This is a genomic window from Staphylococcus sp. SA22, from assembly GCF_054165785.1.
On the sequence record NZ_JBSZQY010000006.1, the window covers coordinates 13,405 to 28,008 of the forward strand.

The window sequence follows — 14,604 nt, forward strand, 5'->3', positions numbered from 1 at the left end:
ATGTTACGACTTAGACATTTTATGGAAACTCTCAAACAATAGATAATTTTTGAAAAGCTCTAATATTACAAGCTTTTTTGCCCCAGAAAAACTAGCAGTTGCTTTATTTTTTCCATAAGAAGTCGATCAACTCATTAGCAACATTTTCATTCTCATGAAGCTGACTATGCTGTGCAGACTCACCTTCATATTTAGATTCTCGATAACTTTTCGGACTATTTCCCAGTAAATATTTTAATGATTTCGAAGAACTATTAGACACTCTGCCGTCTGAATGTGTACCATCTTTCAAATCTCCATAAATATTTAGCACTTCGATACCTTTACCTTTATAAATATCTTTTAGCACGCGTAATTGCTGATAAGGTTGATTCATTCGACTTGGTTTACCATCTTTATCAACTGTGATTTCATTGACATCTTCATTCATATTTAAAACACCATTAAATGTCCCTGCAATATTCACTTGTTTGTTTAACTGTGGCAGTGACTTGTCGTTACCATATGTCATCATATATTGTGCAAATGTTAAGTTCCCCATTGAGTGACCGACAAAGTTGAATTTATCGAAATTGTATTCAGATTGTAACTTAGTCAGTACATTTTTAAACCACGCAGCATTCTTATCCAAATAGCCTTGTCTGTTATTTTCAAGTTCAATTTTCACAATAGGATTCACTGCATCTTTACTTAGTTTCCCTTTAAATGTCACTGCACCATCCTTTGAAACGTAAGCAGTGATGATATCTTTAGTTACCCCTCTTTTTTCTGCTTGCTTCACCATAAATTTTTCAGAGTTGGCACTACCACCAAATCCATGTAAAAACAATGTCGGAATTGGCTTTTTAACAAATTGCTGTTGTTGTATTTTAAATGTTTGTGCCTGTCGTTGACTAAACACCACCGTAATAATAGAGCCTATAATAATAGCGACCGCTAACAATGTCGTAATAATTACAAAAATTTTCTTCACACTTTTAACTCCCATTCATGTCTTTTATATAAGTATAAAGGATGTGATTAAAAATGTCCTTTAGTTGATTTTGAATACATCATTAACTTTTAAGATGACTTTGGAAAGTTATCCGTTAACGTTTGTTAATTGATTGCTTATTTAACTTTCAATCGTGTGTCACCCATTGATTAATATATAAATATGTATATGCATGTTTAATTTATCTCTTTTTATAAATAAAGACCTACCAGCACTCGACTGATAGGCCTTTTAATATCTCTAATTATTTAATTTCTTTTGTTTCGGCTAACTCTTTGTACCAATAAGCACTTTTCTTAGGATAGCGTTCTTGAGTCTCAAAATCGACATAGAATAAACCATATCGTTTTTCATAACCATTTGACCAAGAGAACACATCCATTAATGACCAAATAAAGTAACCTTTTACATTTGCACCATCTTTAATAGCATCTGCAATAACGTTTAAATGTTGTCTTACATAATCAATACGTGCATCATCATGAACTGTTTTTTCAGATTCAATAAATTCATCTTTATATCCTAAACCATTTTCAGTGATATAAATCTTATGATAGTTAGGATAATCTTTAACAACACGCATGATTTGATCATATAAACCTTGAGGATAGATCATCCAGTCCCAGTCTGTGCGAGGTACGTCGACATCAAATTCACGTTGTCCGACACCTTTAAGTTGGTATTTAGAACCGCCTTTATCACCTGTCGCATTATGCGTGATTTCAGATTCTCCATCGTAACCTCTCATCCAGTCACTCATGTAGTAATTGATACCTAAGAAGTCGTTTAAATCTTTGGCTGCATCTAAAATGGCATAATCTTTATCTGTAATGTTTAATTTACCGCCATTAACAGATAAGATATGTTGCACACCTTCCATCGTTTCACGAGAATACTTACCTAAATATGTTGCATCTAAGATGAATTTATTATGGATGATATCTTCTAATTCTGCTGCACGAACATCTTCAGGATTTGATGGATCGAACGGATATTTTGTTGGCAATGCGTGTACAACACCAATTTCTCCTTGATAGCCGCCATCTTTAAATAATTTTACTGCTCTAGCATGAGCCACCATCATATTGTGATGTGATTGGAATACTTTTTCAAAATCATATTTAATACCTGGAGGGAATTTACCTACTAAATATTGGCCATCACCAATTGGTCCAATTTCATTGAATGTAGTCCAATATTTTACTTCTGGGAATTCTTTAAAACAATATTCAGCATAATCTACAAAGTAGTCAATCGTTTTACGATTTAGAAAATCGCCATCTTTGTGTAACACTTCTGGTGTATCAAAATGATGCAATGTTACAAATGGTTCAACATGACGTTTATGACACTCTGCAAATAACTTATGGTAATACTCAACACCTTTAGGGTTAACTTCGCCATATCCATTTGGGAAGATACGAGACCATGCAATTGAAATACGGATACCATTAACACCGAATTTTTCACTTAATTCTAAATCCACTGGATATCTGTTATAAAAATCACTCGCTGGTTCTGCAGTGTACCAATAGTTTTCTTCTAAATACGTATCCCATGCTACGCGACCTTTACCATCCGTATTTGTCGCACCTTCTGCTTGATATGCTGCTGTTGCTCCACCAAAAATAAAATCTTCAGGTAATGTTTTAGTCATATGAAAAACTCCTATTCTTAATTTTCAAATTGTTGTTGAACGAAATCAAGGGCTGCTTGGCCATCTCGTGTCAATTTGATATATTCAGCACCTTGAGTCTTCGCTAATTTAATACCTAATCTATCTGTATCTTGCTTAATATCTTCATAGTTAGACGCAACTTGTGGCGCTAAAATGATTAATTGGTACTCTTTCATAATGTCCATATGTGCGCCATATCCGCCAGCTGCCGCTTTCACTGGCACATGATATTCTTCAGCTGCTTTATTAAGTGCATTGGCCAATAATCCACTTGTACCACCACCGGCACAAAGTACTAAGACATTTGTTTGTTCTGTGATATTTGAAGCTTTAGCTGCATCGTCTGATACACCACTTGCCGCTAAAATTGAATCAGCTTTTTTCGTATCAAAGTTTGCTGCAACTTTTTCTTTTAAATCTGAATTACTTTCTTTACGTCCTTCTTCTTCATCAAGAATTTCACTATCATAAACTTTTAGGAATGGGTAGTAAATAATAATATCTACAACAATCAAAGTAATAGCTAGTACGAATGACCATAAACCAAAACCTGTACCCATGATAATGCCCAATGGACCTGGTGTTGTCCAAGGTAAATTCACACTAAAACTATTCATTCCTAACACTTCAACGAAAAGTTTGAAAATCCATACGTTAACAATTGGTGCTAATACAAATGGAATAAAGAACACAGGATTCAATACTAGTGGTGCACCAAATAAAATTGGTTCGTTTACACCAAAGAATGTTGGTACAACTGATGCACGTCCAATCGCTTTGTTTCTTTTAGATTTCGTCATCCACATAAACATGAACGGGACGACCAATGTTGCACCCGTACCTCCAAAAGTAACGATAAACATTTGTGTACCTGATGTAATAATTTTATCTGCGTGTTCTCCAGCTTGAAGCAACTTGAAGTTCGCTTCGATATTCGCATATGTAATGGCTGCAATTGCTGGTTCTACTATTGATGGACCATGAATTCCTACAAACCAGAATAATGCAAAGGCACCAAAGATAATTGTGACACCAATCCATCCATCTGCTGCTGTAAATAATGGTTCGAATAATTTTAAAATACCTTCCGCTACATTTGATTTAAAGCTGTTGCGAATGACTAAATCTAATGCATAAAGAATGATGATTACCGCTGAAAATGGAATTAAGTCCTTAAATACTTGTGAAATATTCGGCGGTACTTCTTTCGGCATTTTAATTGTAATATTGCGCTTCACACAGAAGTTATAAACAATAACAGTTACAAATGCTGATAAAAATGCTGTTAATAAACCTTTAGTTCCCATAAATGCACTTAAGAATCCACCATCTTTGGCTGGATCAGAAGCTAAGAACAAAAATCCACACATCGCTGCTAGCATTGTAGAAATAAAGTTAATTTGATTTGTACTTTCTAGCTTACGGTTAAATGAATCTGTTAAAGATTTCGCTGTCGTTCCTGCTACTAAAAATGCTACAAGCCCCATCGTATAGTTATATGGTTTCATTAAAATGGCTTCCATGCCTTTATCCCATTTAAAACCAAATATATTTGGCACGTATGCAATTAATAGAAAGATACTTGAGAATAAGATGACAGGCATTGCAGAAATAAATCCATCACGGATGGCTCTTAAATATATGTTACGTGATAATTTCTCGAAAAATGGCTTCCCTTTTTCAATTTGTGCGATCAATTTTTGCATCATTGTCATCACCCTCTTTTATAAAATTCTAATAAATGCTTCATTAAATCTTTCAGTAAAATTGTTGTCATTAAATGGTCTTGACCATGCATCATCGTCACACTGTATGCAATATCATCACCTTGCGCCTCTTTAGCTAACAAGCTTGTTTGTGCTCTATGCGCTTCAGCAATGCAATTGTTTCCTTCTTCAATCAATGCATCTGCTTTTGCAAAATCTCCAGCTTGAGCTGCTGTTAATGCTTCTAAAAACTTAGAACGTGCATCCCCTGCAAATGCAACAATTTCAAAACCTAATAATTGGACTTCTTCTCTATTCATAGCATTAATCCCCTTTTATACTTATTTTCTTTGTTTCCAAGATGTCGCAGTATCTTTTAATACTTTATTTAAGTCATCAATATTTTTGAAACCAGTTGTACGTAACCATTCACGAGCAGCATCTTCACCTTGTTCAATGTATACTTGAACAGCACCAGACCATGTAGCACGGCCACAAAGTACACCGTTGAATTTAGCACCAGCTTCGTGAGCAAATTTTAAAGTTTCTTGGAATAATTCCGCAGAAACACCAGCACTTAAGTAAATGTATGGTAAATGAGTTGCTGCATCTTGATCTTTAAAGTGTTGTGCCGCTTCCTCTTTTGTATAAACCACTTCACCTTCAGCAAAGCCTTCTACATATTTCATGTTTACTGGTACTTCAACTTTCAATACATCAACATTAAAGCGTGGTTCTGAGAATAATTTCATTGCTTCGTTAACCTTTCTAGGCTTAACTTTTGCGAATTCAACACTACCGTTATCAGGAATGTTGTCATCGTATGTTAATACTTCTAAAAAGAATGGAATATCTTCTGCAACACATTCTGAACCGATTCTTTCAATGTATGCTTTCTTTTGAATGTTAATTTCTTCAGTATCATCAACATCATAGTAAAGTAAGAATTTAACAGCATTTGCACCTTGTTCTTTTAAACGTTTTGCAGACCACTCTACTAAACAGTCAGGTAAACGACCTTTAGCGTTTACGTCATATCCAGTTTTTTCATAAGCAAGTAATAATCCACAATCTTTGTTACGTGCATCTGAAGCTGGTAAACCATATTCAGGATCTAATAAAATTGAAGATGCATATTGTGTTAACTCTTCCGCAACTAATACTTTTAATTGTTCAATTTGAGCTACAGTTGGCTCTTCAGTTTGATGTTTTGCCATCATGCGCTTTAAAGCACCACGTTGATCAAATGCTAATGCAGAAATGATACCTTCGTTATTACTTAATTGTTCAATTGATGCGATTTTTTGATTCGATTTTGACATTTTTTACACCTCTAAAACTTCAATTTGATTGAATAAATCATCATAATTATTTAAATTGACATAACCTGTTTGTGCTTCTTGTGCATTCAGCATGCCTAAAGTATTGGCTTTTTTTAGTAAATCGTGGTCGTTTTCATGATTAAGAATTGCTGAAGTAATTCCTGCAACTGTAGAATCACCTGAACCAACCGGATTTAATACACTTATTGTCGGAATATTCACTCTATAGAATGTATGATTGTGCTTAGCGAATGCACCTTGTGCACCTAAAGACACAATAATCCACTCAATCCCTTCGAATAAGGGTTGTGACACTGCCTGTTTCAAACTTTCTAAACTTTCATCAAGTGGCTGGTTAAGCAACTGATATAGTTCAGAAATGTTTGGTTTAATGACTGTTGGCTTATAAGGGTTTTCTAATACTGTTTGCAAAGTTGCACCCGAGCAGTCTAATATCACAGGCACACCTTTGTTTTGGCATCGTTCAATGATTTGTGCATAATAATCTTGATTTAATCCTTTTGGTAAGCTACCTGAAATAGCAACTGCTTCAACTTTTTCTAGTAATTGCTCAAAATGTTTAATAAATCCTGCAGCCTCTTGATTATCAATCTCCGGTCCCTGCTCTAAAATTTCTGTTTGTTGTCCTTCATGTAAAATTGCAATGCAGTTTCGTGTTTCACCCTTAATGTTATAAAATGCATGCTTGATGCCGGCATGATCTAATTTTTTAGCAATAAATTGACCTAATTCACCGCCAATAAAACCACTCGCAAGGACTGGCTCACCTACTTGCGCAAGTACTCTTGTTACATTTAAACCTTTACCACCAGCTGTTTTACTTACTTCTTGAACACGATTAACATCATCTAATTTCAATGCTGTTAATGGGTATGAAATATCAACGGATGGATTTAATGTTAAAGTTAAAATCATATGTGTCGTCCCTTAATCGTGGTATTCGCCTCTGTCCCATTTTTCTAAGAATTCATCAAAGAAATGTGGATCAGCTTGATCTGCATTGCTTGTTTCTAAATGTTTAATTTTAGCGATTAATTTTTTGTTCTCTTCAGTTGGTTTATATTCAGCATTAATAAATGCATCAATAATATCGCACATTAATAACTCACCAATAATACGTCCACCAAAGCCAATAACGTTCGCATTTAATTCTTCTTTAGCATATAACGCTGATGTCATATCACGTACTAGCGCTGAACGAACGCCAGGTACTTTATTTACAGCATTGTTAATACCAACACCTGTTCCACAAATACAAACACCTAAGTCTGCATTACCGCTAACAACTTGTTCTCCAACTTTTTTACCAAAAATTGGATAATGTGTTCTTGTGAAATCGTATGTTCCTACGTCAATGACTTCATGTCCTTTTGATTTTAAAAATTCAGATACACGCATTTTTGTATCTGTAACAATATGGTCGCATCCTAATGCAATCTTCATAGTAATTTTTCCTCCTTAGCACATTTTATTAAGCATATCTACGCGGATTTGGTGTCTACCACCATCGTATTTACCTTCAACAAAACCTTTAACGACATTTTTCGCTAATGTGTCTCCAACAATTTCAGATCCCATAGTGATCATTCTTGAATTGTTATGGCCTCTAGTCATATATCCAGAGCGTTCATCTGATACTTCAGCAGCAATCATGCCTTTGATTTTTGTAGCAACCATAAAGCTACCTGCACCAAATGCATCGATAACAATACCTAAGTTACCTTCTTGACTTTGAACATCTTTTGCTACAGCCAAAGTTGCATCAACAAAGTCAACTTCCTGTCCTTCTGTTACGTCAACAACGTCATATTTATTGTCTAATAAGTATGATTTGATGACTTCTTTTAATCGTTTGCCAGCTTCATCTGAACCAATAATAATAGCCATAATAAGACTCCTTTTTACTTTAATTTCGAAATACCTTTCTTAAAATATGACATGTTTATTTGTAGGTTATGAAAATCTTGAGAAAAGGCTTTCAATTTGATTACGTTTAAATTATAAACATAAACAAACAATAAATCAACATAATATGTTTATAATCTGTTTGTTTATGACATATTTTCAAACAATAAGTGAACATTCAAATTGTGGTGTTATTTTAATTAGGTATTCGTCTGAAATTGTAGTAAAACTTTGTCGAGGTTCCCGTTTACATAAATTTGCATAAAAAATAGCCCATAAATGAATGCAAATTCACATTCACTTATGAGGATATAGACACATATTTTAACAATGCAGTTATATTTTTAATTTAGTCGACTACTTCAATATATGTTTTAATCGTTTCTACTTTTTCTTCATCTTCATAATCCATAACCACTGCAGTTAATTCGTTTAACTGACAAAATGATGTAAAATCTTCTTTGCCAACTTTCGTATGATCAATTAGCAAGTATTTTTCAATTGAATTACTTAGTGCCAATTGTTGCGTATAGGCTTCATCTAATGTAGATGTCATCACAGCACCTTTATTTACTGCGTTACTACTAAAGAACATCTTGCTAAATCTTAGTTTTTCTAACATGGCATTCGCCATTTCACCTACAAACGCTTCTGTAATATGGCGCATTTCACCACCAATTAAATAGACACGAAAATGTGCTGTTTGTTTTTCCAACAAAATTTTATACACCGGCAAACAATTCGTAATAATTGTGAGCGTATGATGATTGACTTCTTCTGCTAATAGTTCCACTGTTGTTCCCGGTCCGAAAAACAAAGTATCCCCATCTTCAATTAATGATGCAGCTTTTCTAGCTATAAATCGTTTTTCTGCAATTTGACGGGTATGTTTTTCTTTATGCGACATTTCTTTATACTGAAATGTTGAATTACTGCGTGCACCACCATGAATCTTCGTTAAAATCCCTTTATTTTCCAATTCAATTAAATCTCTTCGAACTGTCATATCAGACACATTTAAACCTTCGACGATTTCATTCGTTCTTATCGTGCCCTTTTTATTCACTAGTTTAGCAATTTCGTCCAAACGTTCATGTTTATTCAATGTAAAATTGCCTCCTTTATTTAGGCGATTGCGCATTACCTTTTATGTTTAGACATCAATTTTAATATACATGCTTATTCTATAATAAAAATTGCGTAAAAACTAATATAATTTAACTGTTCGATTATATGTATAATTCATTTTTAAAAAGAACTGTTTAAACTGCGCCTTTGATAATCGTAAAATGAATATACTATAATAAAAGCAAAAGACGTTATAAATCATTCATTATTTTGATGGGGTGTTTAATTTGGAAAATGATTTAGAGACACTAAAACATATTATAGATAGTTCGAATCGTATTACATTTTTCACAGGTGCTGGTGTATCTGTCGCTAGTGGTGTTCCAGATTTCCGTTCAATGGGTGGCTTATTTGATGAAATTTCAAAAGATGGGCTTTCGCCAGAATACTTGTTAAGCCGTGATTATTTAGAAGATGATCCTGAAGGTTTTATCAATTTCTACCATAAGCGCTTACTATTTGTCGATACGATTCCCAATATCGTTCATGATTGGATAGCAAAATTAGAACGTAATCAACAATCTTTAGGTGTCATCACGCAAAATATCGATGGTTTGCACTCAGACGCTGGAAGTCAACATGTCGATGAATTACATGGCACGTTAAATCGTTTTTATTGTAATGCATGTCATAAATCTTATACGAAGTCAGATGTCATTGATAGAACTTTGAAACATTGTGATAATTGTGGTGGTGCCATTCGACCGGACATCGTATTATACGGTGAAATGTTAGATCAACCTACCATCATACGGGCATTAAATAAAATTGAACATGCTGACACCCTTGTTGTACTAGGTTCATCACTCGTTGTACAACCTGCTGCAGGATTAATATCAAATTTTAAAGGCGACAATTTAATTATTATCAATAAAGATCGAACACCTTATGATAACGACGCTACTTTGGTCATACATGACGATATGGTTTCCGTTGTAAAATCATTAATGACAGAGTAATCAGTACGTAAAAAGCATTTCCCGAATGGTAGGGAAATGCTTTTTATTTTGAAGTTATGTTTTTGGAATTCGGTGTTTGGTTTTCGGAATTCGACATTTGGTTTTCGGAATTAAAATGAGAGGAAAATTTTAATTATTGCGTGCAAAATGCCTTGGTTTTGTAGCGATTTTCATTTGATGAATTGTTTTTTGTTTGAATAGGATGTTGCTGCTTTATAACATTTTCAATCGCTAAAGGCCCATTCGTAAAAAATTAACTGTAAATCTTATGCTTACAACTCATTTTATTGTTTACTTTTATTGCGATTTTTCTTACTAAAGATATTTGTTTCATCAATAGATTTTTTATTACTAAAATAGACTGTAAAAATAATTGCCATTCCTGCAAATATTGGTATTTTATGATATTCAAATGGTACTAAGTACATAGCCGTGAGCATGACGATGCCTGTAATTAAAGTAATAATGGCAAAATGTTTATATTTCATGTTATTATCCCCTATACAATTTATTCTACATTCATTATATACTTCATTTTATAAAATTATCAATACTGTAATTATTATCTTAGGTAAGTTATTGCATAATACATAAATATATAATAACTTATTTTCTTGCTCCTTTCACTTTTTAAGAGTAATAAAATAACCTGAAACATTGACTTTAACATCCAAGTTTCAGGTTAGCGTAATGTAAATTATTTACTTTGTTTTATTATAATTAAACATCTAATTCTCTGCTTGTAAGTGCTTTAATCATCTCTGGATCAGCATGTGAGAAAAATTGGCTATTACTTTCTTCTAATGTCGCAATTTGTTGTTTATCTTCTTCTGTAAGTTCAAAATCAAATATATCTAAGTTTTGAGCCATACGCTTTGGATTGACTGATTTTGCGAGTACAACAATGTCACGTTCTACTAACCACCGTAAAATAACTTGTGCAATTGATTTGTTATATTTATCTGCAATGGCCTGCAACAATTGATTTTGGAATAATTGATTTTTACCTTCTGCAAATGGTGCCCAAGCTTCTACCACAACATTTTCTTGTTGAAGTGCTGCAACTTGTTCTTCTTGTTGATGGAATGGATTAATTTCTATTTGGTTCACTTGTGGTTGAATTCGATTATGAATACCTAAATCTACAATTCGATCAACGCCGAAGTTAGATACACCGATTGCTTTAATTTTACCAGTTTCTTTTAACTCTTCTAATGCACGCCATGAGCCATATACATCATTATAAGGTTGGTGAATAAGCACTAAATCAAGATAGTCCAAATTTAATCGTTGTAATGACCGTTCGATTGATTTGATAGTATCTTCATAGTTAACATTTTCAATCCATACTTTAGTCGTAATGAATAGTTCACTTCTATCAATACCTGAAGCTTCAATACCTTGACCTACTTCAGTTTCATTTAAATAACTTTGTGCTGTATCAATATGTCTATAACCCGCTTTAATTGCATCTTTAACCGCTTCTGCTGTTTGTTCTTGAGGAATTTGAAATACTCCGAAACCTAATACTGGTATCTTTACATCTTTACTTATTTCAATATGATTCATAAAATGAACCTCCTTTATCTTGTAAGTCCACTATAAACCATGGAGCAAACTCTATAGCAAGCCATAGGTTTACTTTCTCTCCCAAAGACGTTCAACATTGGCATCATGATTATCACTAGCATTGATTTTAGCAATATGATTATCATAATTATCAATTTTATATTGTAGTAAATCTCTCGCATCATGAATTGTCTTTAAGTTTTCATTTAATTCTTCGAGTTGCTTATTTAAAATTTGCTTTTGCTGTGCTTGAATATTTTCATTTTTAGGAAGCTGCGCTAATCTACAAAATTCGATAAGCGATTCAATACTGACGCCTGCATTTCGCAAATTTTTCACTAAATAAATCCAATTTAAATCACTATCATTATATATTCTATATCCATTTTCATCTCGATTAACAGGTGGAATCACACCAACCTTTTCATAATATCTTAAAGTGTCTTGAGATATATTCATGAGCGCTACGACTTCTTTAGTTTTCATTGCGACTATCCTTTCAGTTATGTTTGGTCGTCTAAAGTAATGTTGCTTTATATATTGTCATCTTCGTTTGAATACTTCTTATTTTATTACTCAAATTTAAATTTGTCTCTTTTTTAACATTTTACATTTCATCGTTTTTAATTACTTTAAAAATTGTATAACTTAAATATTTAAAATGATATAATCACTAAGATTGATAGTATTTAATTTTTTAAAATTATTTTCGTTGCAATTTTTGGGTGGTGCGGAAAATTTGGGTGATCGATTGTTTATATGCATCAACATTCTTTGTGGATTGTTTGAAAGTAGACAGTCATTTGTATACGTTAACGAATTTTGAAAAATTGAATCATTATTTAATCATAATATTCATTGCGCACGCGCAACACAAAAAGGAGACATGTCAATGACATATAGAATGAAGAAATGGCAAAAATTATCCACCATTACGTTATTAATGGCCGGTGTGATTACTTTGAATGGTGGTGAATTCAGAAGTATTGATAAACATCAAATCGCTGTGGCTGATACGAATGTTCAAACGCTAGATTATGAAAAGTTGAGGAACACATGGCTAGATGTTAACTACGGTTATAATCAGTATGATGAGAAGAATGACGCAATGAAGAAGAAGTTTGATGCTACGGAGAATGAGGCAAAAAAGTTACTTGAAGATATGAAAACTGAAAATGATAGGAAATACTTGTGGGATAGTGCAAAAGATTTAGATACAAAGTCTGCGGATATGACTCGTACCTATCGTAATATTGAGAAAATCGCAGAAGCGATGAAGCATAAAAATACTAAATTAAAAACAGATGAAAACAAGAAGAAAGTGAAAGATGCCCTTGAGTGGCTGCATAAAAATGCCTATGGAAAAGAACCAACTGAAAAAGTAAAAGAATTAAGTGAGAATTTTAAAATAACTGATTCATCAAAGAAAAAAGCTTTAAATTGGTGGGATTATGAAATTGGAACACCTAGAGCATTAACAAATACCCTTATACTCTTAAAAGAAGATTTTACTGATGAAGAAAAGAAAAAATACACTGCCCCTATCAAAACTTTCGCTCCAGATAGTGAGAAAATATTATCTTCTGTAGGAAAACCTGAACAAGCTAAAGGCGGAAATTTAGTAGACATTGCTAAAGTAAAACTTTTAGAAAGTATTATCGAAGAAGATACAACTATGATGAAAGAATCAATAGATGCATTTAATAAAGTGTTCACTTACGTTCAAAGTAATGCAACTGGTAAAGAACGTAATGGATTCTATAAAGACGGCTCTTACATTGATCATCAAGACGTCCCATACACTGGTGCTTATGGCGTTGTACTCTTAGAGGGTATTTCTCAAATGATGCCGATGATAAAAGCAACACCTTTTAAAGATAGTAATCAAAATGATACAACATTAAAGTCGTGGATTGATGAAGGATTTATGCCACTCATTTATAAAAGTGAAATGATGGACTTATCACGTGGTAGAGCTATTAGCCGAGAAAATGAAACGAGTCACTCAGCATCTGCAACAGTAATGAAATCATTGTTGAGATTAAGTGATGCCATGGATGATTCAACAAAAGCTAAATATAAAAAAATTGTCAAAACTTCAGTAGAGTCAGATTCAAGTTATAAACAAACCGATTATTTAAATTCATATTCAGACATAGATAAAATGAAGTCTTTAATGACAGATAGCACTATTTCTACTAATGGTTTAACACAACAACTTAAAATATATAATGACATGGATCGTGTCACCTATCATAACAAAGACTTAGACTTTGCATTTGGTTTAAGTATGACGTCGAAAAACGTAGCACGTTACGAAAGTATCAATAATGAAAATCTAAAAGGTTGGCATACTGGTGCTGGAATGTCTTATTTATACAATAGCGATGTCAAACACTACCGTGATAACTTCTGGGCAACAGCTGATATGAAACGATTAGCAGGTACTACAACTTTAGATAATGAAGAACCTAAAGAAAATAAGAACTCCGATAAAACTTTTGTAGGCGGAACAAAATTTGATGACCAACATGCTAGTATTGGAATGGATTTTGAAAATCAGGACAAAACTTTAACTGCCAAAAAATCATATTTCATATTAAACGATAAAATTTTCTTCTTAGGAACTGGCATTAAAAGTACTGATTCATCAAAGAATCCAGTGACAACGATTGAAAATCGCAAAGCGAATGGGTATACGTTATATACAGACGATAAACAAACAACCGCTTCCGATAATCAGGGAACCAATTCCGTCTTTTTAGAGTCACCCAATAAACCTAAAAACAATATAGGCTATCATTTTTTAAACAAACCGAAAATAACTGTAAAAAAAGAAAGTCATACTGGTAAGTGGAGTGATATAAATAAAAGTCAAAAGGATACACAAAAAACTGATGAGTATTATGAAGTAACTCAAAAGCATTCTGATAAAGACGATAAATATGGATATGTGTTGTATCCTGGAATATCTAAAAATGTCTTTAATACCAAAAAAGATTTAGTAACTATCGTTAAACAAGATGATGACTTCCACGTTGTGAAAGATAATGAATCGGTTTGGGCTGGTGTCAATTATAGTAATAGCACTCAAACTTTTGACATTAACAACACTAAAGTCGAAGTTAAAGCCAAAGGAATGTTTATTCTTAAAAAGAAAGATGATAACACTTATGAATGTAGCTTCTATAATCCCGAATCTACAAATACCGCTTCAGATATTGTATCTAAAATTTCAATGACTGGATACTCTATTACAAACAAAAATACATCGACTACAAATGAATCCGGCGTACGCTTTGAATTAACTAAATAAGCAAGA

The 14,604-nt window shown here is 33.1% G+C and carries 15 protein-coding genes and 1 pseudogene; 4 read left to right on the forward strand and 12 right to left on the reverse strand.

The features are described from left to right. Positions 1–103: 103 nt before the first annotated feature. The 9 genes from ACXQH5_RS06785 to ACXQH5_RS06825 form a co-directional block, all read right to left on the reverse strand. Positions 104–973 carry an alpha/beta hydrolase gene (locus ACXQH5_RS06785; RefSeq protein WP_000719331.1) on the reverse strand — a complete coding sequence of 290 codons (870 nt, stop codon included), beginning with the start codon at positions 971–973 and terminating at the stop codon, positions 104–106. A 265-nt stretch (positions 974–1,238) separates the two neighbouring features. Next, positions 1,239–2,651 carry a 6-phospho-beta-galactosidase gene (lacG, locus tag ACXQH5_RS06790; RefSeq protein WP_000169231.1) on the reverse strand — a complete coding sequence of 471 codons (1,413 nt, stop codon included), beginning with the start codon at positions 2,649–2,651 and terminating at the stop codon, positions 1,239–1,241. Positions 2,652–2,668: 17 nt separating this feature from the next. Further along, the gene (locus ACXQH5_RS06795) at positions 2,669–4,381 is read right to left on the reverse strand and encodes a lactose-specific PTS transporter subunit EIIC (protein ID WP_000983330.1); all 1,713 of its coding nucleotides are present in this window, start codon (positions 4,379–4,381) and stop codon (positions 2,669–2,671) included. A gap of 5 nt (positions 4,382–4,386) precedes the next feature. Beyond that, on the reverse strand, positions 4,387–4,698 hold the full coding sequence (locus ACXQH5_RS06800; RefSeq protein WP_001078309.1) for a PTS lactose/cellobiose transporter subunit IIA: 312 nt from the start codon (positions 4,696–4,698) through the stop codon (positions 4,387–4,389). A gap of 21 nt (positions 4,699–4,719) precedes the next feature. Further along, positions 4,720–5,700, reverse strand: a complete 981-nt coding sequence (gene lacD, locus ACXQH5_RS06805) for a tagatose-bisphosphate aldolase (protein WP_000047021.1) — start codon at positions 5,698–5,700, stop codon at positions 4,720–4,722. Positions 5,701–5,703: 3 nt separating this feature from the next. Next, on the reverse strand, positions 5,704–6,636 hold the full coding sequence (gene lacC / locus ACXQH5_RS06810; RefSeq protein WP_000604143.1) for a tagatose-6-phosphate kinase: 933 nt from the start codon (positions 6,634–6,636) through the stop codon (positions 5,704–5,706). Positions 6,637–6,648: 12 nt separating this feature from the next. After that, positions 6,649–7,164 carry a galactose-6-phosphate isomerase subunit LacB gene (lacB, locus tag ACXQH5_RS06815; RefSeq protein ID WP_000684746.1) on the reverse strand — a complete coding sequence of 172 codons (516 nt, stop codon included), beginning with the start codon at positions 7,162–7,164 and terminating at the stop codon, positions 6,649–6,651. 15 nt (positions 7,165–7,179) lie between these two features. Beyond that, positions 7,180–7,608, reverse strand: coding sequence for a galactose-6-phosphate isomerase subunit LacA (gene lacA / locus ACXQH5_RS06820; RefSeq protein WP_000974608.1), 429 nt, complete (start codon positions 7,606–7,608; stop codon positions 7,180–7,182). 367 nt (positions 7,609–7,975) lie between these two features. Next, positions 7,976–8,731, reverse strand: coding sequence for a DeoR/GlpR family DNA-binding transcription regulator (locus tag ACXQH5_RS06825; RefSeq protein WP_001032747.1), 756 nt, complete (start codon positions 8,729–8,731; stop codon positions 7,976–7,978). 241 nt (positions 8,732–8,972) lie between these two features. Between ACXQH5_RS06825 and ACXQH5_RS06830 the strand changes: the two genes are divergently transcribed. Beyond that, positions 8,973–9,713: an NAD-dependent protein deacylase gene (locus tag ACXQH5_RS06830; protein ID WP_458066938.1), complete on the forward strand. Its 741-nt coding sequence runs from the start codon at positions 8,973–8,975 to the stop codon at positions 9,711–9,713. A gap of 36 nt (positions 9,714–9,749) precedes the next feature. Next, positions 9,750–9,914, forward strand: a pseudogene (locus ACXQH5_RS06835) (hypothetical protein). Positions 9,915–9,997: 83 nt separating this feature from the next. On the opposite strand, the gene ACXQH5_RS06840 reads toward ACXQH5_RS06835, so the two are convergent. From ACXQH5_RS06840 to ACXQH5_RS06850, 3 genes are all read right to left on the reverse strand, one after another. Further along, positions 9,998–10,201, reverse strand: coding sequence for a hypothetical protein (locus ACXQH5_RS06840; RefSeq protein ID WP_000875477.1), 204 nt, complete (start codon positions 10,199–10,201; stop codon positions 9,998–10,000). A gap of 232 nt (positions 10,202–10,433) precedes the next feature. Beyond that, the gene (locus ACXQH5_RS06845) at positions 10,434–11,282 is read right to left on the reverse strand and encodes an aldo/keto reductase (RefSeq protein ID WP_001015494.1); all 849 of its coding nucleotides are present in this window, start codon (positions 11,280–11,282) and stop codon (positions 10,434–10,436) included. A 69-nt stretch (positions 11,283–11,351) separates the two neighbouring features. Further along, a complete protein-coding gene (locus ACXQH5_RS06850; protein WP_000850007.1) occupies positions 11,352–11,768 on the reverse strand; it encodes a MerR family transcriptional regulator in 417 nt (138 codons plus the stop codon). A 242-nt stretch (positions 11,769–12,010) separates the two neighbouring features. Here ACXQH5_RS06850 and ACXQH5_RS06855 point away from each other — a divergent pair, with 242 nt between their 5' ends. Both ACXQH5_RS06855 and ACXQH5_RS06860 read left to right on the forward strand, forming a co-directional pair. After that, on the forward strand, positions 12,011–12,178 hold the full coding sequence (locus ACXQH5_RS06855; protein WP_042908751.1) for a hypothetical protein: 168 nt from the start codon (positions 12,011–12,013) through the stop codon (positions 12,176–12,178). After that, complete coding sequence (locus tag ACXQH5_RS06860) at positions 12,175–14,598, forward strand: polysaccharide lyase 8 family protein (protein WP_000222265.1); 2,424 nt, start codon at positions 12,175–12,177, stop codon at positions 14,596–14,598. The genes ACXQH5_RS06855 and ACXQH5_RS06860 overlap by 4 nt, the downstream gene beginning before the upstream one ends. Positions 14,599–14,604 lie beyond the last annotated feature (6 nt).